The sequence below is a fragment of the Novosphingobium sp. GW821-FHT09E05 genome (assembly GCF_059416165.1).
In genome coordinates this window covers 48,424-72,298 of sequence record NZ_JBWKOQ010000004.1, presented here as the reverse complement: position 1 = coordinate 72,298, position 23,875 = coordinate 48,424, and the positions used below count along the sequence as shown (strand labels likewise).

The following is a 23,875-nucleotide window of genomic DNA, read 5'->3' as shown; positions in this document are numbered from 1 at the left end:
ATGGCACGTTATTTCATCGACAGGCCCATCTTCGCATGGGTGATCGCCATCGTCCTGATGATGGCCGGCGCCATCGCCATCCGCAGCCTGCCGATCTCGCAGTTCCCCGAGATCGCGCCGCCGACCGTCACCATCAGCGCCAACTACCCCGGCGCCGACGCCGAGACGCTTGAGCGCACAACCACGCAGATCATCGAGCAGCAGCTCAAGGGCATCGACAACCTGCGCTACTTCTCGTCGTCGTCCTCGTCGGCGGGTAACGTCACGATCACCCTTACCTTCGAGCAGGGCACCGATCCCGACATCGCCCAGGTCCAGGTGCAGAACAAGCTGCAGGCGGCGACCTCGCTGCTGCCGCAGGAAGTCCAGCGCCAGGGCGTGACCGTCGCCAAGTCGGCGGCGAGCTTCCTACTGGTCACGGCCGTCTATTCCGAGGACGGCAGCCACTCGGCCACCGACCTTTCGGACTACATCGTCAGCCAGCTCCAGGACCCCGTCAGCCGCGTCAACGGCGTCGGCGAACTGCAGATCTTCGGCACCCAGTATGCGATGCGCATCTGGATCGACCCGCTTAAACTGCGCAGCTACAACCTCACCATCTCCGACGTGAGCGCTGCCGTCACGGCGCAGAATGCCCAGGTTTCGGCCGGCCAGATCGGCCAGCTGCCGGCGTCGAAGGAACAGGCGCTCAACGCCACGGTATCGGTCCAGTCGCGCCTGCAGACGCCGGAAGAATTCGGCAACATCCGCCTGCGCACCACCGAGGCCGGCGCCGTCGTGCGCCTGCGCGACGTGGCCCGCGTCGAGCTCGGCGCCGAGAACTACGGCTTCGAGACGGCCTTCAACGGCAAGAACGCCTCCGGATTCGGCGTCAGGCTGGCGTCGGGTGCCAATGCGCTCGACACGGTCGACGAGGTCAAGGCCACGGTCCAGCGGATCGCCAAGAACTTCCCGCAGGACGTCAAGGTCGCCTTCCCTTACGACTCCACCCCGTTCGTCCGCCTTTCGGTCGAGCAGGTGATCCACACGCTGATCGAGGCCATCGTCCTCGTCTTCCTCGTCATGTTCCTGTTCCTCCAGAACTGGCGCGCGACGATCATCCCGACGATCGCGGTGCCGGTCGTCTTGCTGGGCACCTTCGGCGTGATGTCGGTGCTGGGGTACTCGATCAACACCTTGACCTTGTTCGGCATGGTGCTGGCGATCGGCCTCCTGGTTGACGATGCCATCGTCGTCGTCGAGAACGTCGAGCGCCTGATCCAGGACGAGCATCTCTCGCCCAAGGAAGCGGCGCGGAAATCCATGGACGAGATCAGCGGCGCGCTGATCGGCATCGGCATGGTGCTGTCCGCGGTGTTCCTGCCGATGGCGTTCTTCGGCGGATCGACGGGCGTGATCTACCGCCAGTTCTCGATCACCATCGTGTCCTCGATGGCGCTTTCGGTGCTGGTCGCGTTGATCCTGACGCCGGCGCTCTGCGCCACGATCCTCAAGCCCCATGACCCGCAACAGGGCCAGGGCAACGGCCTGTTTGCGCGCTTCTTCCGCTGGTTCAACGACAAGTTCGATCGCGGCACCGAGAAGTACCAGGGCGGTGTCCGGCGCACGGCGACGGGGTGGAAGCGTTCGGGTCTCGTCTACCTGCTGATCGTGGCCGCCATGGCGACGATCTTCACCCGCCTGCCCGGAGGCTTCCTGCCCGAGGAGGATCAGGGGATGATGTTCGCCATCGTCCAGGGCCCGACCGGGGGCACCCTGCCCCGCACCCAGAAGGCGCTGGACGTGGTGCGCGACCACTTCCTCGAGGACGAGAAGGCCAACGTCGAATCGATCTTCACGATCAACGGCTTCTCCTTCTCCGGGCAGGGCCAGAACGCCGGTATCGCTTTCATCAAGCTCAAGGACTGGGCGGAACGCAGTGGCGCGGAAAGCCGCGCTCCCGCACTGGTGGGCCGGGCCATGGGCGTGTTCTCGAAATACCGCGACGCGATGATCTTCGCGGTCGTGCCGCCTGCGGTGCAGGAACTCGGCAACGCGACCGGTTTCGACATGTGGCTGGTCGACGAGACCAACATGGGCCACGACAAGCTGCTCGCCGCGCGCAACCAGCTGCTCGGCATGGCGGCAGGCGACAAGCGCGTGGCTCAGGTCCGGCCGATCAGCCTCGACGACGCGCCGCAGCTCGACGTCAAGATCGACCAGGACAAGGCGGGCGCCCTCGGCCTCGACATCAGCGCGATCAACTCCGAGATTTCCACCGCCTGGGGCAGCGCCTATGTCAACGACTTCCTCGACCGGGGCCGCACCAAGCGCGTCTTCCTCCAGGCGGACGAGGCCTATCGCTCGTCGCCCGAGGCGATCGAGAACTTCTATGTCCGCAGCAGCAGCGGCCAGATGGCACCGTTCAGCGCCTTCTCGACGCTGTCTTGGAAGACTGCGCCGGTCATCCTGTCGCGCTACAACGGCCAGCCCGCGATGCAGCTCCAGGGCGCTCCCGGCGAAGGGCTGAGCACCGGCGGCGCCATGGAGGCGATCACCGAGATGCATGGCAAGCTGCCGCCGGGCACCGGGCTCGAATGGACCGGCCTGTCCTATGAGGAACGCCTGAGTGGCGGCCAGGCGCCTGCGGTCTATGCCCTGTCTCTGGTGGTCGTGTTCCTCTGCCTCGCCGCACTCTATGAGAGCTGGTCGGTGCCGATCGCGGTCATGCTGGTGGTGCCGCTGGGCGTCATCGGTGCGGTCTTCGCCGCGTGGATCACTGGGCTCAACAACGACATCTACCTGCAGGTGGGCCTCATCACCACGATCGGCGTCTCCGCCAAGAACGCGATCCTGATCGTGGAGTTCGCCGAGGAGCGCGTGCAGGCGGGCATGAACGCCTTCGACGCGGCGATGGAGGCGGCCCGCCTCCGCCTCCGCCCGATCCTCATGACCAGCCTCGCCTTCGTGTTCGGCGTGATGCCACTGGCGGTCTCGTCGGGCGCCGGTGCCGGTGGCCAAAATGCGATCGGCCGCGCGGTGGTGGGCGGCATGCTGTCCGCGACCATTTTCGCGATCTTCTTCGTGCCGATGTTCTTCGTCGTCATCAGCCGCTTGTTCAAACACGGCCAGACCGACAGCACCGAACGCCGCGACGACGCGCACGACCATACCGACGACGGCGCCGCGCCGCGGGGACTTTGACCATGAACAAGCCGCTCATCACCCTGCTTGCCGGTGCCGCCATGCTGACGGGTTGCAACCTTGCGCCCAAATACGAACGCCCCGGCGGCGCCATCCCGGTGACGCTGCCGCAGGGCGGCGTCTACCCCGCCGCGCCGACCGATGCTGTCGACGTGTCGCGGATAGGCTGGCGCGACTTCTTCCTCGATCCCCGCCTGCGCCAGGTCATCGAGACGGGCCTTGCCAACAACCGCGACCTGCGCATCGCCGCCGGCAACGTGCTTCAGGCGCGCGCGCAGTACCGCGTCCAGCGCTCGGCCCTGCTCCCCACGATCAGTGCCGGCGGCACCGCGACCTATACCAACAACGCGGCGAGCGCCGTCTCGGGCGCCGGCACCGGCGTCGGGGCGAGCGCCGGCGCGTCGGACATCGAGATCTACCAGGCCACGATCGGCCTCTCGTCCTTCGAACTCGACCTGTTCGGCCGCGTGCGCAACCTGTCACGCGCCGCGCAGGAGCAGTATTTCGCCAGCGAGGAGGCTCAGCGCTCTGCCCGCATCAGCCTGATCGCCGAGATTGCCACCGCCTGGATGACCATGGCCGCCGACCAGGAACAGCTGCGTCTTTCGCGCGTGACACTGGGCACCTTCGAGGAAACCCTGCGTCTCACCCGCGAGCAGTTCCGCGTGGGCATCGGCTCCGAACTGGAGGCCCGCCAGGCCGACACCAACTACCAGAGTGCGGTGAGCGACATCGCCGCGCTGGAAACGACGGTGGCGCTTGACCAGAACGCCCTCAACCTGCTGGTCGGAACCACGGTGCCGCAGGACCAGCTGCCCGCCGGCCTCCCCGCCGAACCCGCGACACGTGACGCATTGCCGTCCGACGTCTCGTCCGACGTGCTGCTGCGCCGCCCCGACGTGCTCCAGGCCGAGCACCAGCTGATCGCCGAGAACGCCAACATCGGCGCCGCGCGCGCCGCGTTCTTCCCGACGATCTCGCTCACGGGCACGCTCGGCACGCTGAGCACCGCGCTCTCCGGTCTCTTCAAGGACGGGAGCTACAACTACACGGCCGCGCCCAGCGTTTCGCTGCCGCTGTTCGATTTCGGGAACCGCACCGGCAACCTCGAATACGCCAAGGCGTCGCAGCAGGTAGCCGTCGCCACGTATGAAAAGGCGATCCAGACGGCTTTCCGCGAAGTCTCGGACGCCCTCGCCCAGCGCGGCAAGATCGGCGACCAGGTCCGCGCCCAGAGCAGCCGTGCGCAATCGGCGCAGGTAGCGGCAAAGCTTTCGGACGCCCGGTTCCGGGCGGGGGTGGACTCGTTCCTCACCAGCCTGGACGCCCAGCGGACGGCCTATGCCGCCGAGCAGCAACTGGTCAGCACGCGCCTGACCCAGGCGGGCAACCTTGTGGAACTGTACCGCTCGCTCGGCGGAGGGCTCGAAGACGGAAGCACGCCGGCCAGCTAGGCTGGGCAACGGGCTTCGGGTGGCGGCGGTGAGCGGCGCCGCAGACGGATCAGCCGACGCGGGCGCGCCGCGACAGCTTGCGCGCATAAAGCGCCGCGCCGTGGCCGGGCTCGAAGCGCGGTTCGACGAACGTGAACCGCCGGCCGGACAATGCCGCGAGGAACCTGTCACGCACCAGCGGCTCCTGAGCCAGCACGCTGCCCGACCAGGATATCTCCACCGGCCGGTCGGGCGCGAAGCCGAGGCGGTCACGCAAGGCGCAGGCGAGCATTGCCAATTCATCGGCCGCTGCATTTAGAATAGTCAAGGCGCCGGCGTCGCCATCCGCCGCCGCCTTGGATACCACACGCGCCAGTCCCGCGATCTCGCTGCGGGCCATCGCCTGCGGGCCCATCGTGCGCTCGCATAGTTCGAGGTCGGTTTTCAGTGAGAGCGCCTCCATGAGCTGCCCGTGCAGCAGGCCCCTGGGCGCCCGCCCGTCGCTCATGCGCGAGAACAGGGCCAGACCCCGTACCGCGATCCAGTAGGCCGAGCCTTCGTCCCCGAACACCTCGCCCCACCCACCGACGCGCGCGGACAGGCCATCGCGCTCTCCGTAGCCGATCGAGCCGGTGCCCGCGACGATGTTGATCCCGTCCTCGCAGCCGAGTGAACCGGCCCAGCCGCAGATCATGTCGTTGCCGCACAGGTAGCGGCCGTGCCCCAGCAGGCGGCCGCAGGCGGCGTTGAGCTGCGGATCGGCTACGCCGTCCTCGCCGTAAGCGGGCAGGCCGATGAAGGCACGGTCGATCGCCTCCGGCGTTATCCCGAGATCGGCGCAGACGGCTGCGATGCCCTGTTCCAGACGGTGCACCGCTTCCTCGAGCCCGACCTGCAGGTGATACGTCGTCCCGGTGACGGCGCGGGCGGTCACGGTGCCGGCGGCGTCGATGCAGACGAACTCGGTCTTGGTGCCGCCGCCGTCGATGCCGAGGAAGACCTGGCCTCCGGTCATGCGTGGATCCGCACGCCCTGCACCACGCGGTTGACGGTGCCGCTCGCGTTGGGGCGGTCGGGCGTGAGGCCGAGAGCCAGCGAGACGTGGAGACCGAACAGCTGCGCCGGGACGATGAAGGGGAACAGCAGGTCGGCGTCGGCCGCATTGGTCATTCCAGAGACAGCGACGACGGCGCCCTTGTCCGCCCCGGCGGAGATAACACAGATCGCCCCGGCCTTGTCGTCCGCGCGCAGTTCCTCGACGATATCGAGGTCGTAGAGGCGGGTCAGCGGATCATTGGAGACGAAGACCACGGCGAGCGTCTCGGCGTTGATGATGGTCTTGGGACCATGCCGGAAGCCGAGCGGCGTGTCGAACGCGGTGACCACGGCGCCGTCGCTCAGTTCCATCAGCTTGAGCGCCGCCTCGCGCGCCAGACCCTTGAACACGCCGCTGCCGAGGTAGACCACGCGCTTGAAGCCGCGCGCCGCAAGCTCCGCCACCACCGGCTCCGCGCTCGCCAGCGTCGCCTCCACCGATGCGGTGATGCACTCGATCCGGGTGTCCAGCGCGTCGATGCCACTGAGAATCGACAGCGCGGCGAACATCATCGCGCTGAAGCTGGAGGTCATCGCGAAACCGCGGTCGTGCGTCGCTTCGGGCAGCACGACGACATGGATATTGTCGCCGCTGCGCTGACCGAGTTCACCCTCGGCATTGCAGGTGATGATGAGGTGGAAGGCTTCATCGACCCGCGCGTCCACGAGATCGGCGGCGGCGACGCTTTCGGGGCTGCTGCCCGAGCGGCCGAACGAGACGAGCAGCGTCGGCGCTTCGCGGCGCAGGTGAAATGCAGGCGCGCTGACGATGTCGGTCGTCGCGATGGCCTCGACGTTGCGGCCGAGTTCGCGCGACAGCCACGGCGCCAGGCACTCGCCGATGAACGCGGAGGTGCCGGCGCCGGTCAGGACGACGCGCAGGTCAGGGCGGGCAAGCAGCGGCGCGACAAACGCCTCGATCGCGGCCTTGTCCGCAGCGAGGAGGGCCTGCGTCTGACGCAAAGTCACGGGCTGCTGGGCGATCTCGCGGCGGGTCCAGGGCTCGGCGTCCGGGCTTGCGGGGACCGGCGGGGTGTCAGGCATCGGGGTTACAAGCTCCATGGTAGGCATCGAGGGTGGCGCCGATATGCGCCATCACCAGGTCGGCGGGATCGAGCCCGGCGCGGCCGGCGCGCACTTCGGCGTAGGCCAGCGGGAGGTACTGGCTCACCAGCGCCAGGGGCAGCGGCGCCTCGCGCAGGTTGTCGAAGAGGCGCTCCTGCGCGGCGACGATTTCGGCATCGGGCCAGTAGTAGCGGATGCGGTCGGAGAGGCTGTATTCCAGCTGGAATTCCAGCGCCTGGCCCTCACCGTGGTAATACTTGCGCCAGTTGCCGGGCTCGGCCCGCATGCGTTCGAGCGCGACTGCGCGCAGGTTGGCGCGGCGTTCGGGCTCGACGGTCTCGGCCTCGATCGCGTCGAGCGCCCAGAGCGCCTCGCGCAGCGCGAAGGTGACGCCGGGGCCGACCTTGAGGATCGCGAAGTGATCGCGGACCAGCGCGGAGAGCGCCTCGGCGGTCTGGTAGTCGGTGGAGTGGGCCTCGAAGACGATGCCCTCCAGCGGCTCGATCGCGCGGCTGAGCTGCGCGGCGCGGTCTGGGCGGTAGTCGACGACCTTGTCGTGATCGAACTCGACGCCGGGCTGGACCACGGTGGCGATCACGCGCTCCCACGCATCGCCGAGGCCAGCGTCGCGGAAAAGGTCGCGATGCATGTCGATCGTGGCAAGCGCGGCGGCCGGGTCGGTGACCGCCAGCTCGTCGAGGTCTTCGGCCGCGCCGCCGGGGACCGGGACTTCGGTGCCGATGACGTAGACGGGTGCGTCATCCGCCGATCCCTCGAACGCATCCTCCGCGGCCTTGCACAGGCGGGCGGCGCGCTCGGCGATGGTGCGTTCGGGCAGCGGGACCGGATCGTCGGCGCAGCTCATCGAGCAGTCGAGGTGGATCTTGCTGAAACCGGCACGGACATAGGCCATCACCATCGTCTCCGCGCGGTCCATGGCTTCGGCGGCGGGCAGCGCGGCCCACGGGTTGGGGCCGAGATGGTCGCCGCCCAGCACGAGGCGGTCCGGCAGGAAGCCGACACGCCCGGCGATGGCGCGCACGAAGTCGCGGTAGTCGGCGGGCTGCATGCCGGTGTAGCCGCCCTCCTGGTTGACCTGGTTGCAGGTCGCTTCGACCAGCGCGACGCTCTGGCCGGTCCGCAGCGCATGGCGCAGCGCCGCCTCGATCGCCAGCGGATGCGCGCAGCAGACGGAGGTGACCCCGATCCGCTCACCCGCCTTGTGCCGCTGCACGATGTCTCGAATCGCTTTCACGGGAAGCTCCTTTGTCGTTTCCGTCGTTATCGCGAAACCAAATTAAACGCAATAAATCGAAATGAAACGAAACTACGCGACCTTCACTTCGACGTCCTCGTCCTGCGCGTCGGGCTCGATGGCGAGAAGCAGCGAGGCCACCAGCGCAAGTCCGATGCCGAGCGCCTTGAGCGGCCCCGGCACCACGCCGAGCACCGCCAGCGACAGCAGCGCGGTCGCCAGCGGCGCGCCCGCGTTGGCCAGGGGCGCCACGATGATCGCCTTGCCGTAGCGGAACGCGAACACCAGCGTCAGCGCGCCGATCGCATTCAGGACTTGGATCACGGCGGCGAGCCACGGCCCGTCGAGCCCCCAGTTCACCGGCTTCGAGAAGTCGGTCATCGCCCAGGCCACCGGGATCAGCACCAGCCCGGAGAGCATCATGTAGACGAAGATGCTCTCGGCCGAGGTGACGTGGTTAGCCGCCTTCATGAAGTAGGCCTGCACGCCCCAGCACGCCATCACCACCAGCGCGGGAACCAGCCACGCCGCCGATGCCACGCCGCCGCCCGCCGGGGCGAAGTCGAAGGTGGGGAGCGCCAGCAGTGCCAGTACGATCCCCAGCGCCCCGAGCCGCCCCGTCCGCTCGCGCATGAGCACGAACGACATGGCGATGGTGATGACCGGGGAGAGCGAGATGATCGGGAAGATGAGGTACGCCGGACCGCGCGCCACGGCATAGAACAGCACCATCTGCCCGCCCGCGCCGAGCAGCCCGATCGCCAGTCCATAGGCGATCGCGCGCGGCGAGCGGTCGAGCTTCCAGCCCGCCTGCGCCAGCACCACCAGCGCCGGCGGGATCATCGTCAGCGCCCAGACGCAGTAGACCAGCGTCTCGGGGAACCCATGCTGCGGGGAGAGCCCGGACAACGCGCCCCACACCCCCCAGAGCACGACGGTGGCGAGCGCGTTGACGAGCCAGGCCCGGCCCGAAGGTGCGACCACGGCGCTCACGCCGCGCCTCCCTGTACCGGCGTGGCCCGGACGAGCAGGAACCGCTCGAACTTCGCGGAGATGCCCGCACTCGCCTGCGTTGCCGTTCCCAGCGCCGCACCGCTAAAGCCATCGACCAATGTATAGCGCCCCTTGCCCAGCCCGCGCAGGCTGACCGGACCGTTCCACTTGTCCGCGAAGAAGGCGTAGTGGAGGACGCCGTCCTTCTCGATCGCGTGCGCCTCGGGCTTGTCGAACCCGATGTCGTAGAGGCCGCCGAGGTAGGTGGCCTGCGCCAGCATGTTCGCGCGGTACAGGTCGATCCACTTGCGCCAGACCGCCTCCTTTTCCGCCGTCAGCCTGAAGCCGCCGGGCGGCAGTGGATCGGTGGGCGTCGGGGTGTCCTCCGGCCAGGTGAACTTGGTCGAGGGAATGGCGCCGATACCGTAAGTCGAGGCGAAATCATCGCGGGTTTCGGTCAGTTCCACATGGTCGCCCGAGTACGGCGCCGAGGGGCCCATCAGCGCCTTGAACGTCTTGCCCTTGAGCCTGACCTGCCACGCGGAGGTGGGGTCGGAGGCAGGCGTGTTGTTCATCGCCGGGATGTTGTGGAACGCGAAGCTGTCGCCGCAGGGGCAGATTTCCACGATGGCCTCGGGGTTGATCGCCACGGCCTCGTCGTAGATCGCCTTCCAGAAGTCCTGCAGCTTCTCGTAGGATTCCTCGGGCCGGGCATGGTTATGGGCCGGGTTGTAGCAGGGCGCCACGCCGTTGAGGTGCTGCCCATCGAGCTTAAGCCCCTCGAACCCCCATTCGCCGATGATCTTGCGGACGAGCGCGCGGAAATAGTCCACGGTGGGCTGGTAAGCCGGGCACATCGTGAAGGCGTTCCACCAGCTGACGTTCTGCGCGGCGCCGTGGCGGTCGAGAATGAGGATGTCGGGCTGCTCGCGCAGCAGCGGCGTGCCGGGGTCCACCGCCAGCGGCGCCAGCCACAGGCGCGGGCGCATGCCATCGGCCTTGATGCGGTCGGCGAAGGCTTTCATGTCAGCGTCCCCGCGCGGGAAGCGCGTGCGATCGACGCGCCAGTCGCCCTCGGCGATCTGCCAGCCGTCGTCGATCACCGCCCATTCGAAGCCGAGTTCGCGCGCCTTGGGCAGCGTGCCGTAGATCTGCTCGGGCGTGAACTTGCGCTCGTATCCCCAGGCGCACCAGATCGGGCCGTAGCTCGACTGCGGTATCCTCGGCGCCGCAAGCCCGCGCTCGGCCATGATCTGGCGATAGGCGTCGAGCGGGCGGAAGTGGTCGCCCTCGTGCACCATCACGAAGGCGGTCGGCAGGGTGAGCGTGGCGCCGGGGGCGAGCACGCTCGCCTCGTCGCCCGACAGGCCGATACGGGTGCCGCCGGGCTGCGCCGAGACCGGCAGCGAGACGAGGCGCGGCACCGTCTCGACATGGCCGACCGCCAGCCCCACGTCGGGCCTCCACACCACCGCGACCGGCGTGCCGCCGCCGTAGTCCGAGCCGTTCATGCCCATGAAGTTGCGCTGCTCGAAGCCGGGCGCGACTTTCTGAATCCAGTCGCGCCGGTCGGGATAAGACGCACCCGCGAAGCTCCATGCGCCATCGGGATGGCCTTGCAGGCCGTGGGTCGCGAGCCGCCAGCCGGCGATGGCGTGCGGCGCCGTGCCGGTGTTGCGGAAACGCACTTCGTAGAGCGCGAGGCCGGGATAATGGTCGAGGAAAGTGATGGCGATCTGCTGCTCGAACGCGCTGCCCGCCGTGCCGCGCAGAAGGTGGCGGCGGCCGGAGCCGTGCGGGCCGGACACCGTGGACGTCTCGTGGTCGAGCAGGACGAAGCGGTCGACCGCCGGGCCATCCGCGAGGATCAGCGCCTCGGCGGCGGCAGGGTCTGTGATCGCCCTGCCCTTATAAAGCAGGCGCGAGCGCATGGCGGAGTCGAACTCGATGGTCAGGGTACCATCGGTAAGGCGCGGTCCGGCGGGGGCGGCGGCCCAGACGCGATCCGTCAATGCGGGCGCGACGAACAGCGCGCCGCTGGCCATCAACCGGCACAGTACGGCGCGGCGAGTGACGGGGCTGGATGACATCGCTTCCCTCCTGACGAACCTGGCGCCCCGTGAACCGGAACCCGCTTTCACAAAGAACTTGCACGAGGCGATGGGCCCATGCAAACCAAAAACGCAATTTATAGATGCGTTTTCTTTCGTTTTCGCGTGATGGGAGAAGTGAAATGCGATGGGTGGCCAAGGCCCTGCTGCTCGCCGGAGCGGCGCTGACGATCGGCGCGGCGCCTGCCCGCGAGGCATCGTATACCGAGGCGGACTTTCCGAAAGTCGCCAAGTTCGACGCGCACGTCCACGCCAACGTCGATGATCCACGCTTCCTGGAAGTCGCGCGGCGCGACGGGTTCGAAGTGCTTTCGATCAACGTCGACTACCCGGATTTCCCGGCCCTGGCCGATCAGGCGCGGATCGCCGAGGCCATGCGCAAGGCCGATCCGAAGCGCTTCCACTTCGCGACGACCTTCTCCATGCAGGGGTTCGGCGCGCCGGACTGGACCGCCCGCACCGAGCGCACGATCGACGACGCGGTTGCGCGCGGCGCGGTCGGGGTGAAGGTGTGGAAGAACATCGGCATGGTCGCCCGCGACGCTGAGGGAAAGCGTGTGTTCCTCGATGACCCGCGCTTCGACGGGCTCATGGCCCACCTCGAGGAGCGCAGGATACCGCTCATCGCGCACCAGGCCGAGCCCAAAAACTGCTGGCTTCCGCTCGACCGGATGACGACCGAGAACGACCGCTCCTATTTCCGCGAGCACCCGGAATACTACATGTATCTCCACCCGGAGGAGCCCAGCTACGAGGCGCTGATGGCCGCGCGCGACCGCTTCGTGGCGCGGCATCCGGGGCTTCGTTTCGACGGCGCGCACATGGCAAGCCTGGAATGGAGCGTGGACGAACTCGCCCGCTTCCTCGATGCGCACCCCAACGCGGTGGTCGATCTGGCGGCGCGCATGTCGAACCTGCAGGTCCAGTCGAACGCCGATCGGCCCAAGATCCGCGCGTTCTTCGTGCGTTATCAGGACCGTATTCTCTACGGCACCGACCTCACCGACAGCCCGCCCGATCCCGCAGCCCGCGCTCAGAATCCGCCGGCTACAGGGGATTTCGCGAAGGAAGCGGACGCAGTGTGGCGCGCGGACTGGCGCTATCTGGCGACGCCGCTGGCCCAGCGGGTCGATGCGATCGATGCCGATGCCGTGGGGCTCAACCTGCCGCGCGCGGTGATCGACAAGATCTACTGGAAGAACGCGAGGGCCTTTTTCCGGCTCGGATCCTGAATGACACCTAGACGCACATAGGCCGCACCTAGCGGCACTCCAGCGTCACGCGATGTGCAGGCGAAAACCCAGCCGGTCGGCGGCTGCCTGCATCCCGTCGGCTTCCACCGCGTCCGTGACCAGATCGTCGATTTCGTCCACGTTGAGGATGCGGTGGAGGCAGACCTTGCCGAACTTCGAGCGGTCGGTCACGGCGATGACCTGCCGCGCGGCCTTCGCCATCTTTCGGTTGAGCATGGCCTCGGGCTCGAAGTGCGTCGTGATGCCGCGTTCCACGTCGAAGCCGTCGACGCCGAGGAACAGCTTGTCGACGTGCAGGTCGCTGAGCGCGCTTTCGGTCTGCGCGCCGTAGAACGCGCGGTTCCGGCGGCGCAGCGTGCCGCCGAGCATGACGACGCGGATGCGCTCCTTGCGGGCCAGCGCGCAGAGGATGTCGAGGTCGTTGGTGAGGACGGTGATATCCTCGTCGTCGGGCAGGTGGTGCGCGATCTGCAGCGTCGTGGTGCCCGAATCGAGCACCACCGAGTCGCCCGGCCTGACCATCGCCGCCGCCAGCGCGCCGATCCGCGCCTTCTCGTCGATGTTGGTCGCACGCTTGGTTTCGAGCGGTGGCTCGGCGACGACATTCACCACATCGGCCGAGATCGCACCTCCGTAGGAGCGCTCGGCGATGCCCTTTTTGGTCAGGAAATGCAGGTCCTTGCGAATCGTCTGCATCGAGACGCCGTAGCGCTCGGCCAGCGAGGTCACCTGCACGCTTCCACGTTCGCGCACGAGCGTGCTGATCTCCTGCCTCCTGCGGCTGGTGTCCCGGGTAACGACCATCAAGCTTCTCCTAAGAAGGATTGCATAACAGCGCGAATCCTCAGGGACAAACGAGAAGATAGGTTTCGTTTCATTTCTGTTTGACAGTCCGACTTCATCCAAGTTACCAAATCGCAATATATCGCGCCGTGCCATCAGGGCTTTGTGGACTCGGGCGCTGTCATAAGGGGAACTGGAACATGACGGGACGAACCAACCTGCGCTTCGTGGTGCTCGCCGGCGTCAGCGGCATGGCATTGCTCTCGGCGTCTGCGGCCTCGGCACAGGAGGCCAAGCCGACCACCGCCGGCCCCCAGCCCGACGCAGTCCTCACCGACCAGCCCGGCGACACCGACGTCGCTCCCGCCGACATCGTCGTACGCGGCGTGCGCGGCAGCCTGCTCCGCTCGATCCAGGCCAAGCGCGACGCCGACACCATCGTCGATGCCATCTCCGCCGAGGAACTCGGCAAGTTCCCCAACCGCAACGTCGCCGAAGCGCTCGCCAACATCCCCGGAGTCACCGTGGGGCGCGACGGGCGCGGCGAAGGCAAGGCGATCACCATCCGCGGCCTGGGCGAGAACTTCGCCATCACCACCCTCAACGGCCGGATCCTGCCGACCGACGGGCCGGACCGCTCCTTCGCCTTCGACGTCCTCCCTTCCGAGATCATCTCGGGCGCCGAAGTGCAGAAGGCCGTCCGCGCCTCCGAACTGGAAGGCAGCATCGGCGGCAACGTCAACCTGACCACCGCGCGCCCGCTCGACCGTCCCGGCCTCCACGCCTCGGCGGCGATGGAGGGCCAATACAACGACCTTGCGGACAAGGGCGGCTACAAGGTCAGCGGCGTCGTCAGCACCACCTTCGCCGACGATACGATGGGGCTGATGTTCGGCGTGAGCTACAACAAGTACAAATTCCGCACCGACAACCTCGGCGAATACTCGATCACCGACGGCACCGAGGCCGCCTACGGCGTGGACTTCAACCGCGACGGCTCCGTCGATCCCGACGAGAACGGCCCGGCCTACATCTGGCCCGACTACTACAGCACCGGCTACGTCACCGGCCAGCGCGAGCGCATCGGCTCGGCCGGATCGTTCCAGTGGAAGCCTTCGGACGCCTTCGAGCTGACCGTGGACGGCATCTACAGCCGCTTCGACGTGAAGCAGCACAACTACCGCTCGTCGAACTACCTCAACCCGCTGGGCGACGACGGCTCGCTGCGCTGGGACCCCGCATCGATCCAGGTCGACGAGAACAACGTCGTCACCGGATTCTCGATGAACGACCTCGTCGCCGAAGTGCTCACCACCGACGAGCCGCGCAAGAGCCAGACTTACCAGTTCGGCGGCCATATCGACTGGAAACCGGTCGACCGCCTCAAGCTCGTGTTCGACGGCTACTACGGCAAGGCGCGCGACAACACCGGCGGCCAGAACCGCTTCGTCGTCGCCGGCATCACGGGCGCCTCGGCAGAGTTCGCGACGCGCGATGGCGGCCTGCCCGACCTCGCCATCACCATCCCCGGCGGGCGCAGCCTGGCGGACGCGACCAACGACGATTTCCGCGCCCACTACATCGGCATCCAGGGCCAGAACATCGAGGACCGCACGCAGGGCCTGAAGTTCGACGGCGAGTACGAAGTCGGCTCCGACATGTTCAAGTCGATCACCTTCGGCGTCGCCTGGACCGACCGCAAGAAGACCGTTGCCACGATCGACAACCAGTACACCTCCTCGTGCAACTACTGCGGCTATCCCTTCACCTTCGGAGAACTGGGCGCGGACGTGGTGCAACCCGGCAAGGAGAGCATCCTGGGCAAGCTGAACGGGAACTTCCCGCGCCGCTTCCCCTCCTTCGACATCGACACCTACCTCGCCGCCCTGTCGCGCGCGGACAACAATCCCGCCATCCTCGATCCCAACAGCTGCGCCGACGATACCGGCGCGCAGATCCCGGGATGCGCTCTGTCGCCTTACCCGGCGGGCTATTCGACGCAGGTCATCGAGGACGACCTCATCGCCTCCTACCGCATCAAGGAGCGGACCTGGGCGGGCTACGTCATGTTCAACCTCGAGGGTGACAGGTGGCGCGCGGACATCGGGGCGCGCCTCGTCGCCACCAAGGTCTCGTCCGTGGGCTACGGCGCCAGCATCGCGCGCATCATTCCGCGCGCGGGCACTCAGGACAACGACGTGGACTTCAACGCGGTCGAGCCGATCAATGGCGGCGGCGACTATCTGCGGCTGCTGCCCGCCGCCAACTTCTCCTACGACATCACCGACGGACTGCGCGTCCGCCTCGCCGCGTCGCAGGCGATCTCGCGCCCGACCTTCGGCGAACTGTCGCCGGCCAAGGACGCGACTTCGGCCCAGTCGGGCACCTACATCATCTACGACGCGGGCAACCCGAACCTGAAGCCGACCGAGGCGGACCAGTTCGACGTCAGCCTCGAATATTACCCGACCAACCGCCTCGCCCTGACGGCGGCGGCGTTCTACAAGCGCATCACCAACTTCGTCTCGAACGTGCCGGTGGACGTGCTCGTCACGCCGACCAACCAGCCCGCCAACCAGCAGCAGGCCTTCCCCTTCGTCGAGTATCAGGTCGTCAACGGCGACAGCGCCAAGGTCTACGGCCTCGAAGTGGGCGGGCAGTACTTCCTCGACAACGGGTTCGGCATCCAGGCGAACCTGACCTACAACCACTCGCGCGCGAAGTCGGGCGAGGTGACCACCGACCTGCCCGGCGCCATCCCCTTCTCCGCCAACGCCAAGCTGTTCTACGAGAACCACGGCATCGGCGCGCAGGTCTCATACAGCTACCAGTCGCGCTATACCTACGCGCAGTCGGGCAACCTCAGCTACCTCGAGGTGAAGGAGGACGGCTATCACGAGATGTCCGCCAGCCTGTCCTACGACGTGACCGACAACATCTCTGTCTACGTGCAAGGCTCGAACCTGCTCGGCTCGGCGGTCAAGCGCTTCAACAATCTGCGCAACGTGCCGAACTTCTACGAATACTCCGGCCGCTCGTACTTCCTGGGCGTGCGCGGCCGCCTCTGAGCTTGCGGAAGGCGGCGGCAGGGGGTCTGCCGGTTCTCATGACCAGAGGCGGGGAGCCAGGCACAGACCGCCCTGCACCGTGACTGCCCCCTTTGCGGCCGCCCTCAATTCGAAAACGGAAGCGGTGCCGCCGGGATTCCGAGGTTCTCGCGGAGCGTCCGGCCTTCATACTCGGTCCGGAACAGGCCGCGACGCTGCAGTTCGGGCACGACCTTCTGGATCAGTTCGTCGAAGGACACCGTGTTGATCGCGGGCATGAAATTGAAACCATCGCATGCGCCTTCCTCGAACCAGTGCTGGAGGTGGTCCGCCACGTCCTTCACCGTTCCAAGCAGCAGCGAGTGCGCATTGGACGCGGACGACCGGATCAGCACCTGGCGGAGCGTCAGCCCTTCCTTCTTGGCCGCTTCGACATGGTGGCGCCCGCGGCTGACCACCGATTCGGGCGGGACATCGGGGAACGGCGCGTCGAGATCGTGGCCGCTCAGGTCATAGGATTTCAAGGCGAGCTGCAGCGACGCCATCGCGGCGCGAAGATCGATCAGGCCTTCGAGTTCGGCCCATTTGTCTTCGGCCTCCTGCCGGCTTTCACCGAGGACGACCAGCGCGCCCGGCATGATCTTGACGTGATCGGGGTCGCGGCCCCAGGCAACCGCGCGCGCGCGGATGTCGTCCCGGAACGCCTTGGCCTGCTCGAAGGTCGATTGCGCGGTGAAGATGGCCTCGGCCACGCGCGAGGCCATGGCGCGCCCTTCGGGAGACTGGCCCGCCTGGATCAGCAGCGGCCGCTCCTGCACCGAGGCGACCCCCTTGAGCGGCCCGCGCACGCGGTAATACTTGCCGACGTGGTCGATCATGCGGACCTTGTCGATGTCCTTGTAGATGCCGCCTTCCTTGTCGCGCGGGTAGGCGCCCGGTTCCAGCCCGGCCCACAGCTTGAGAACCACGTCGACGAACTCCTCGCCCCGCGCGTATCGCTCCTGCTGGGGCACGAAGGTCTGGTCGGCATATTGCGCCGCGTCGTCGGGCGAGAGGCCGGTCACGATGTTCCAGCCGACCCGGCCGCCGCTGATCACGTCGAGCGAGAGCACTTCGCGCGCTACGTCGTAAGGTGGGCGATACGAGGTCGCGATCGTGCCTGCCAGACCCAGATGCGTGGTGTGCTGCGAAATCGCCGACAGCAGGGTCATCGGCTCCAGATTGTCACCGCCGCTGAGGTAGCGGAAGACGTCTGGATTTTCCGCATTGCTGGGCGATGCGGTATCGGCGACGAAGATCATGTCGAACTTCGCCGCCTCCAGCTTGCGCGCCAGTTCCACCCAGCTTGCGATGCTGGGGCTGAATCCGGTGTCGGCCTTCGGGTGCCGCCAGCCGGCCTGATGGTAGCTGCCGCCGCAAAAGGCCCCGAGCTTCATTTGTCTTTGATCGTGAGCCATACGCTTTGAACATCCTCCATGTCTTCAATGTGGCCTGCGGGCGGGGGCCGGCAGGCGGCGCGGTCACCGCACCCAGTTGGCCGGCAGGGTTTCATACCAGGTGGCCGGCAGGTCGACGTATTTCCGGGACGACGAGCGAATGAGGATCGCATGGCCGCGATCGTCCGGCATGACGATGACCTCGGCGCCCGCGAACAGTATGCCCGCGCGGTCCTCCCCGGTTACGGGATGCCCCTTCGGCCCGCGCACGATCGTCTTCTCGTCGATCACGAAAGCCATCTCCTCGCCCGCTTCGGTCCGCAGCGACACCTTTGCGTCGTCCGCCGTCACTACCCGCCCGACGAACGGCGCCGCCGACGCGGGAAGGAAGCGGATGTCCATCGACAGGCGCAGCCGGTCCGACCGGTTGGGCAGCCCGGCATGCGCCGTCATGCTGTGGAACATGAGCACGTCGCCCGCCTTGTAGTCCGGGCGGCGCCAGGCGGAGTCGGGGATCGCGCCTGCCGGAATGCCGACCCGCTTGTTCGGGTCCTTGAACACGTCGGGCGGATAGAGGCTGGCCTTGTGCGAGCCCGGCACCACCGCGAGCCCGCCGACCTCGTCGTCGATGTCCATAAGCGGCACCCAGCAGGTGACGAAATCGATCCCGTAGTTGTAGATGCCGTCCTGGTGGCGCGCTCCGAACGTCTCCGCGCTTGCTCCCGGCGCCAGCGGGGGCGCCGTGCGGTGGACGACGATCGGCACCCACGTCGGCGGCTCGCCCAGGAAGATGCGGACCAGCGCGTCGAACGAAGGCTCGGCCACGAGGGTGCGCCACACGTCGTCCGCGATCGGCCGAGCGAGAGTGCCGTCCACCCGGTCGTTGCCATTCCATTGCGACCCGCCCGCCGCGCGGTCCACGACGTTGAGATCCTTCAGGCGCGCGAGATATTCCTCACGGACTTTCGCGATGGCGGACCGATCGATGACGTCCCTGAAGAACAGGACGCCGTCCTCGCGCCATCTCTGCCGCAATGCCTCGGGGTCCGCGAGAAGCGGGACGGAATCGGGAAGCTGGTCTATCGTCATCGGCGCCTTCGCCTCATCCAAGTCCAAAGAACTTCTCCGCGCAGCCGGCGATGATCCAGTCGCGCTCGGCCTTGGGCACGTCGCGGAAGTTGTCCGCGATCACGGCATGGCTGTGCGGGAAGGTCGTTTCCGAGTGGGGATAGTCCGACGACCACATGATGTTGCGGCAACCGGGCTTGTCGCGCAGCTCGATGCCGATGCGGTCCGAGATGAACGACGCATAGACGTTCTGGTCGAAGTAATGGCTGGGCGGATGCTTGATGTCGCATTCGGTCCAGTGGCGCTGCATCTCCCAGGTGCGGTCCATGTATTCGCAGGCCCACGGGATCCAGCCCACGCCGCTCTCGATCAGGCCGATCCGCAGCTTCGGAAAGCGGTCGAAGACGCCGCCGTAGAGCATGATCGAGACCACTTCGAGCATCGCCGTCTTGCCCATCGGGATATCGGGCAGGAAGTTGGTCTTGTCCTTGTAGCGCGAAATGCGCGCGCCGAGGTGGAAGGTGATCGCCAGGTCCAGATCCTGCGCCGTCGCCCAGATCGGATCGAACTCGGGATCGCGATACTGCCGCTCGCCTGCCACATCGCCGGTCATCGCCTGCCAGATCGAACTCATCTTGGTGAAGTTCTTGATCGACTGCGGGAAAGCCGGGATATTCACCGCCACGTCGCCCCGCGCCTTGGCCTCGTGCATCATGCGCACCGTGGTCGGCACGTCGACGGTGGGCAGGAACGCGGCCGAGAACAGACGCTTGGGATCGTGAGCGCAGAAGTCCGACTGCCAGCGGTTGAACGCATCGAAGCTGTCGAAGAAGAGGTCGAGGTTGCCGGTCTGCAGCGGGCCGCCGCCGAACAGCACCGCCTTGTCCATGCCGTCGCGGTCCATGTCCTCGATGCGCTTTTCGGCCTGCCAGCCGCCCAGCCGCATGTCGGAGAATTTGCCGACGTTCTTGTATTCATCGGTCTTGCGGCCGGCCTGGCTCTGCATCAGGTGAACCTGCCGGCGCTGGCCTTCGAAGACGATGTAGTCGATGTCGTCCACGGTCTCGACGGTAGGGGCCAGGTCGCGGAACTGCGGCGAGAGGTACTCCTTCCACATCTGCGGCGGCGGGGTGACGTGGACGTCGGCATCGACGACGTAGTCGGCGACGCGCGGTGCCGCCTCGATCTCGCGGTTGGCATCGATCTTTTCCAGGATGGTCATGGCATCAACTCCTTGGATTGACGGGTTCGGGCTGGCCGGGGGCGGTCTCGTCGGCCGTGAAGACCGGCAGCTTGAAAGGTCCGTTGCCGTCCTCGCAATCGAGGAAGGCGGCGCGTACCGGCAGTCCCAGGCGCATGTCGCGCCCGGTCATCCCGGCGGGATTGGCGATGAACAGCGGACCTTCCTCGAGCTCGACGAGGATGCAGTCCCACGGCATCGGGAATTGCCCCTGGTAGTAATCGCGCTCGAACGTGCACCAGCTCGCGACGGTGCCGCGTCCGGAAAGCCGCTCCCATTCGAAGCCCTCGCCGCCGCAGGTCGTGCAGGTGGCCTCGATCGGCCAGGCCAGCGTCCGGCAATCGGTGCAGCGCGGCAGGTGGAGTTCCTGCCGGTCGCACCATTCCCAGAAGGTGTCGTTGCCGTGGCCGAGCGTACGGTCGGGTCGTTTTTGCGTCATGTCAGGCGGCCCGCGTCAGGATCAGCGGATGGGCCATGTCGGTCTGCGCAACCGAGACCATCGACGCCTCCAGCCCGGCGATCTGCCGGTCGCCCGCCTCGTGGCGCAGCTGGCGCACCGCCTCGGTGACGAGGTTCCAGCCGTGCATGTAGGTGCCCGACATCATCCCGCCCGCGGCGTTGACCGGCAGCCGGCCACCCACCGCCATCTCGCCGACACGAAAGGCGCGCAGGCCTTCGCCCGGCGCGAGGAAGCCATAACCCTCGACCTGGTTGACGAGGTGGATCGAGGCCGGGTCGTAACCTTCGAAATGGCCGATGGCGGAGCGGTCCAGCCCGGCCATCCCGAGCGCCTGCGCACCCGCGTCCTTCAGCTGCGGGGCGAGCCGGTCGCGCACCAGCGCCTCGAGCTTGCTGCCCCGCGCCCTCGATTCCCCCCAGCCCGCAACTTCGACGGCGGGCCTGGCGCGGTCCCGCGCCTTGTCGGCGCGCTGGACGATCAGGCACACCGCGCCGTCATTGACGAGGCACATGTCGAACAGGCGCAAGGGCCGCACAATGTACCGCGAGGCGAGATAGTCCGCGGTCGCCATCGGCGCGGTCATGATCGCCTGCGGATTGGCGGCCGCATTCGCGCGCAGCTGGATCGCCACCGCGCCCAGGTCCGCCTCGTCGTAGCCGTGCAGGCCCAGGTAGCGCTGGGCAACCAGTGCCCAGTGCGCCGCCTGGCTGCTCCACCCCCACGGATGGTAATAGTAGTACGACGTCGGCGTGCCCGAGGCCGCCTGGTCGCCCGAATAGGTCTTGCCCCCGTATTGACGCCCGATGGAACGCGAGGCGGCCGCGTAGACCATCGCGACGGTATCCGCCCTGCCTTCCGCGATCGCCGCGCAGGCCATCGGCAGCGGGCCCGCCATCAGGCCGGATGCGGTGACGCGGTACTTCGGGTCGATGCCCAGCTGCGTGGCAAGCTCGTCCGGGGTCGGCCCGCCGTAGATCAGCGAGACCGAAAGCCCGTCGATGTCCGCCCGCTCCAGCCCGGCATCGCCAAGCGCCCGTTCAAACGCCGTCAATGCGAGGCCCTCGGCCGTCGCCGGCTCGAAACCGGGCGCCTTCTCGCGCGACGCCCGATAGAGCGCGAGATGATCGGTTTCCCCGATGCCGACGATCGCCGCCTTGCGGGCGAATACCGCGTCGGCCTTGGGCATCGGACCGGAGTTGAACTCGGACATCAGCGCACCACGGAGCGCTGCGACATGGCGCCGATTTCATCGCGCGAGAAGCCGACTTCGCCGAGCAGTTCCTCGGTATGTTCGCCCAGCAACGGGGCGCGCGTCGGCGATGCGGGCGAATAGCGGCCATCGAAGCCGACGGGTCCGGCCGCAAGCTTCACCCGGGTACCGTCCTGCACGGCGATCTCGAACAGCAGGCCGTTGGCCTCCACCTGCGGGTCGACCGCGACGTCGTGGATGGTGCGCACCAGTTCCCACGGCGCGTCCCAGGCATCGAACACGGGCTTCCACTCGGCCCAGTCGCGCGAGCCGATCGTCGCCTGAAGCTCCTCGATCAGTATCGGACCGTTTTCCGCCCGCGCCCGGTTGGTGGCGAAGCGGGTGTCCTGCAGCAGGTCGGCGCGGCCGATGTTATGGCACAGCGCCGGCCAGTAGCGCTCGGGATCGAGAAACATCAGCTGGATGAAGCGGTCGTCGGCGGTCCTGTATGGATAGCGCAGCGGCGCCCGCATCGGATTGCCGACATGGGCGTGCTGTTCGGGCGACTGGGTCTGGCTCACCACGATATCGGCGGACAACGCCCACACCGCCGTCGACAGCAGCGACACGTCGACGACCGCCGCCTCTCCGGTCATCGCGCGCTTGAACAGGGCTCCGGCGATCCCGTAGGCCACCGATACCCCGCCCAGGTGATCGCCGAGCGCCGGGCGCGGCTTGAGCGGCTCGATCATGCCCTGGGGGCGCAGCGCATGCGCGAAACCGCCCCGCGCCCAGAAGGCGGTGGCGTCGTAGCCGGCCTTGTCGACTTCGGCGCCCTTGAAGCCGAACCCGTTGCCGCGCACGTAGATCAGCCTGGGATTGCGCGCCTGAAGATCCTCCGGCGTCAGGCGCAGCGCCTTGATCGCCTTGGGGCGAAGGCTGGTCAGGAATACATCAGCGGTATCGATCAGGCGCAGCAGGACGTCGCGGCCTGCTTCGGTCTTGAGGTCGATCGCGATCGATTTCTTGCCGCGGTTGTTCTGCTCCAGCGAGAGATTGGCCGAGCCCGTCTCGCGGCCGTCGCCGATCTTGAGCGAGCGATAGGGATCCCCGCTTTCCACCGTCTCGACGTGGATGACCTCGGCACCGTGATCGGCCAGCAATGCGCCGGCGGCGGGCACGAATACGAACTGCGCCAGTTCGATCACCCGAACCCCGGAAAATACCTCGTTCATCCCGCTCCTCTTGGCCCACGACCATGATTGTTATGCGAGGCATTCTAACGCTTGTTTGATTTTTGAAGCAAGCGATTTCTTGGCCCGGGCCTCGCTGCGAACAGAACGCTTGGCCCGGACGGCGCGCGTCCTATAGAAGCAGCCTCATGATGATGTTCCCGGCTTACCCCTCCCCCCACCGCTGCGCTCCCGCGTGCCATCGCGGAGGCGGTTCATGAGCGCCAAGATCCGGAAAGACGCATCGTCCAGTCCGCCGACCGACAAGGGCGGCGCGCGGCGGCAGCGCATTCTCGACGCCGCGCGGCGCCGCTTCGCGGCCTCCGGTTTCGAATCGACCACGGTGCGCCAGATCGCCGACGATGTCGGCCTCCTCGCGGGGAGCCTGTACTATCACTTCGCGAACAAGGAGGAGATGCTCCACGAGGCGGTGCGCGACGCGGTGCAGCGGCTTCGCGACGGCGCGGAGGAAATCCAGCGCCGCGATGCCGACCCGGAAACGAAGCTCGTCGCGCTGATCTTCTTCGACGTGGAGGAACTCACTGAAAACCAGGAGGTCCACGCCATCCTGCACCAGGAGCGCGCCTATTTCAGGGGCAATCCCGACCTCGCCTACGTCGTCAAGGGCCGCCGGGAACACTACCTGGTCTGGCGGAACCTGCTCGAGCAGGGCATGGCGGAGGGCTATTTCAGCAAGGACATCAACGTCTTCCTGACGCTTTCGACGATGATCCGCATGCTCAATACCGGCGCCGACTGGTATCTGCACGACGATCCGGCCACGATCGATGCCGCGGGCATCCTCTCGCTCAGCGAACTGAGCGCCTTCTACGTGAACTACGTCCTGCGCGTGGTGCGCCTGCCGGCCCGCATCACCGCGCCCGTCCCCTGGCCGGACAGTTATGCGGGGCCGACCGGCGCGTGACCGGGGCGCGTGACGGTAAAACATACCAAACGCTTGTTCAGTTAATCCGCCGCTGTTAGGCTCCCCTCCATGAGCCATCGTCATTCAAGATGGCCACGGAGGATGAC

Annotated in this window: 17 protein-coding genes; 5 read left to right on the top strand and 12 right to left on the bottom strand. The window is 67.1% G+C overall.

Annotated elements, in window-relative coordinates:
- Positions 1-3,183: an efflux RND transporter permease subunit gene (locus AC07M9_RS16460; protein ID WP_494885154.1), complete on the top strand. Its 3,183-nt coding sequence runs from the start codon at positions 1-3 to the stop codon at positions 3,181-3,183.
- 2 nt (positions 3,184-3,185) lie between these two features.
- Entirely contained in the window at positions 3,186-4,637 is a 1,452-nt protein-coding gene (locus tag AC07M9_RS16455; protein ID WP_494885153.1) for an efflux transporter outer membrane subunit, read from the top strand.
- Positions 4,638-4,686: 49 nt separating this feature from the next.
- On the opposite strand, the gene AC07M9_RS16450 is transcribed toward AC07M9_RS16455, so the two are convergent.
- The 5 genes from AC07M9_RS16450 to AC07M9_RS16430 all read right to left on the bottom strand — a co-directional run bounded on the left by AC07M9_RS16450 (position 4,687) and on the right by AC07M9_RS16430 (position 11,114).
- Positions 4,687-5,631: an N-acetylglucosamine kinase gene (locus AC07M9_RS16450; protein WP_494885152.1), complete on the bottom strand. Its 945-nt coding sequence runs from the start codon at positions 5,629-5,631 to the stop codon at positions 4,687-4,689.
- On the bottom strand, positions 5,628-6,755 hold the full coding sequence (locus AC07M9_RS16445) for an SIS domain-containing protein (RefSeq protein WP_494885150.1): 1,128 nt from the start codon (positions 6,753-6,755) through the stop codon (positions 5,628-5,630). The genes AC07M9_RS16450 and AC07M9_RS16445 overlap by 4 nt, the downstream gene beginning before the upstream one ends.
- On the bottom strand, positions 6,748-8,031 hold the full coding sequence (locus AC07M9_RS16440) for a D-tagatose-bisphosphate aldolase, class II, non-catalytic subunit (RefSeq protein ID WP_494885148.1): 1,284 nt from the start codon (positions 8,029-8,031) through the stop codon (positions 6,748-6,750). The genes AC07M9_RS16445 and AC07M9_RS16440 overlap by 8 nt, the downstream gene beginning before the upstream one ends.
- Positions 8,032-8,103: 72 nt before the next feature.
- On the bottom strand, positions 8,104-9,024 hold the full coding sequence (locus AC07M9_RS16435; protein WP_494885146.1) for an EamA family transporter: 921 nt from the start codon (positions 9,022-9,024) through the stop codon (positions 8,104-8,106).
- The gene (locus tag AC07M9_RS16430; RefSeq protein ID WP_494885144.1) at positions 9,021-11,114 is read right to left on the bottom strand and encodes a glycoside hydrolase family 36 protein; all 2,094 of its coding nucleotides are present in this window, start codon (positions 11,112-11,114) and stop codon (positions 9,021-9,023) included. Before AC07M9_RS16430 ends, AC07M9_RS16435 begins: the two co-directional genes overlap by 4 nt.
- A gap of 143 nt (positions 11,115-11,257) precedes the next feature.
- Between AC07M9_RS16430 and AC07M9_RS16425 the strand changes: the two genes are divergently transcribed.
- Positions 11,258-12,367 (top strand): amidohydrolase family protein, encoded by a 1,110-nt coding sequence (locus AC07M9_RS16425; RefSeq protein ID WP_494885142.1) that lies wholly within the window; start codon positions 11,258-11,260, stop codon positions 12,365-12,367.
- Positions 12,368-12,412: 45 nt separating this feature from the next.
- Here the strand turns inward: AC07M9_RS16425 and agaR are convergent, their stop codons facing one another.
- On the bottom strand, positions 12,413-13,192 hold the full coding sequence (gene agaR, locus AC07M9_RS16420; protein WP_494885140.1) for a transcriptional repressor AgaR: 780 nt from the start codon (positions 13,190-13,192) through the stop codon (positions 12,413-12,415).
- A gap of 179 nt (positions 13,193-13,371) precedes the next feature.
- Between agaR and AC07M9_RS16415 the strand changes: the two genes are divergently transcribed.
- Positions 13,372-16,239 (top strand): TonB-dependent receptor, encoded by a 2,868-nt coding sequence (locus tag AC07M9_RS16415; protein ID WP_494885139.1) that lies wholly within the window; start codon positions 13,372-13,374, stop codon positions 16,237-16,239.
- Positions 16,240-16,343: 104 nt separating this feature from the next.
- Here AC07M9_RS16415 and AC07M9_RS16410 read toward each other — a convergent pair whose 3' ends face one another.
- The 6 genes from AC07M9_RS16410 to AC07M9_RS16385 form a co-directional block, all read right to left on the bottom strand.
- Positions 16,344-17,654, bottom strand: coding sequence for an LLM class flavin-dependent oxidoreductase (locus AC07M9_RS16410; RefSeq protein WP_494885137.1), 1,311 nt, complete (start codon positions 17,652-17,654; stop codon positions 16,344-16,346).
- 84 nt (positions 17,655-17,738) lie between these two features.
- Entirely contained in the window at positions 17,739-18,743 is a 1,005-nt protein-coding gene (locus AC07M9_RS16405) for a phytanoyl-CoA dioxygenase family protein (protein ID WP_494885136.1), read from the bottom strand.
- 13 nt (positions 18,744-18,756) lie between these two features.
- Positions 18,757-19,944 carry an amidohydrolase family protein gene (locus AC07M9_RS16400; protein WP_494885134.1) on the bottom strand — a complete coding sequence of 396 codons (1,188 nt, stop codon included), beginning with the start codon at positions 19,942-19,944 and terminating at the stop codon, positions 18,757-18,759.
- A gap of 4 nt (positions 19,945-19,948) precedes the next feature.
- Positions 19,949-20,401, bottom strand: a complete 453-nt coding sequence (locus AC07M9_RS16395; RefSeq protein WP_494885132.1) for a Zn-ribbon domain-containing OB-fold protein — start codon at positions 20,399-20,401, stop codon at positions 19,949-19,951.
- A gap of 1 nt (position 20,402) precedes the next feature.
- A complete protein-coding gene (locus AC07M9_RS16390; protein WP_494885130.1) occupies positions 20,403-21,632 on the bottom strand; it encodes a thiolase family protein in 1,230 nt (409 codons plus the stop codon).
- A complete protein-coding gene (locus AC07M9_RS16385; protein ID WP_494885128.1) occupies positions 21,632-22,846 on the bottom strand; it encodes a CaiB/BaiF CoA transferase family protein in 1,215 nt (404 codons plus the stop codon). Before AC07M9_RS16385 ends, AC07M9_RS16390 begins: the two co-directional genes overlap by 1 nt.
- Before the next feature lie 214 nt (positions 22,847-23,060).
- Here AC07M9_RS16385 and AC07M9_RS16380 point away from each other — a divergent pair, with 214 nt between their 5' ends.
- A complete protein-coding gene (locus AC07M9_RS16380; RefSeq protein WP_494885126.1) occupies positions 23,061-23,768 on the top strand; it encodes a TetR/AcrR family transcriptional regulator in 708 nt (235 codons plus the stop codon).
- Positions 23,769-23,875: the final 107 nt, after the last annotated feature.

Excerpts from the sequence above, each read along its gene's own strand:
- AC07M9_RS16450 (WP_494885152.1), bottom strand. The coding sequence starts at position 5,631 with ATGACCGGAGGCCAGGTCTTCCTCGGCATCGACGGCGGCGGCACCAAG.
- AC07M9_RS16410 (WP_494885137.1), bottom strand. The coding sequence starts at position 17,654 with ATGAAGCTCGGGGCCTTTTGCGGCGGCAGCTACCATCAGGCCGGCTGG.
- AC07M9_RS16400 (WP_494885134.1), bottom strand. The coding sequence starts at position 19,944 with ATGACCATCCTGGAAAAGATCGATGCCAACCGCGAGATCGAGGCGGCA.
- AC07M9_RS16395 (WP_494885132.1), bottom strand. The coding sequence starts at position 20,401 with ATGACGCAAAAACGACCCGACCGTACGCTCGGCCACGGCAACGACACC.
- AC07M9_RS16445 (WP_494885150.1), bottom strand. The coding sequence starts at position 6,755 with ATGCCTGACACCCCGCCGGTCCCCGCAAGCCCGGACGCCGAGCCCTGG.
- AC07M9_RS16390 (WP_494885130.1), bottom strand. The coding sequence starts at position 21,632 with ATGTCCGAGTTCAACTCCGGTCCGATGCCCAAGGCCGACGCGGTATTC.
- AC07M9_RS16380 (WP_494885126.1), top strand. The coding sequence starts at position 23,061 with ATGAGCGCCAAGATCCGGAAAGACGCATCGTCCAGTCCGCCGACCGAC.
- AC07M9_RS16405 (WP_494885136.1), bottom strand. The coding sequence starts at position 18,743 with ATGACGATAGACCAGCTTCCCGATTCCGTCCCGCTTCTCGCGGACCCC.
- AC07M9_RS16455 (WP_494885153.1), top strand. The coding sequence starts at position 3,186 with ATGAACAAGCCGCTCATCACCCTGCTTGCCGGTGCCGCCATGCTGACG.
- AC07M9_RS16425 (WP_494885142.1), top strand. The coding sequence starts at position 11,258 with ATGCGATGGGTGGCCAAGGCCCTGCTGCTCGCCGGAGCGGCGCTGACG.
- agaR (WP_494885140.1), bottom strand. The coding sequence starts at position 13,192 with ATGGTCGTTACCCGGGACACCAGCCGCAGGAGGCAGGAGATCAGCACG.
- AC07M9_RS16430 (WP_494885144.1), bottom strand. The coding sequence starts at position 11,114 with ATGTCATCCAGCCCCGTCACTCGCCGCGCCGTACTGTGCCGGTTGATG.
- AC07M9_RS16415 (WP_494885139.1), top strand. The coding sequence starts at position 13,372 with ATGACGGGACGAACCAACCTGCGCTTCGTGGTGCTCGCCGGCGTCAGC.
- AC07M9_RS16385 (WP_494885128.1), bottom strand. The coding sequence starts at position 22,846 with ATGAACGAGGTATTTTCCGGGGTTCGGGTGATCGAACTGGCGCAGTTC.
- AC07M9_RS16460 (WP_494885154.1), top strand. The coding sequence starts at position 1 with ATGGCACGTTATTTCATCGACAGGCCCATCTTCGCATGGGTGATCGCC.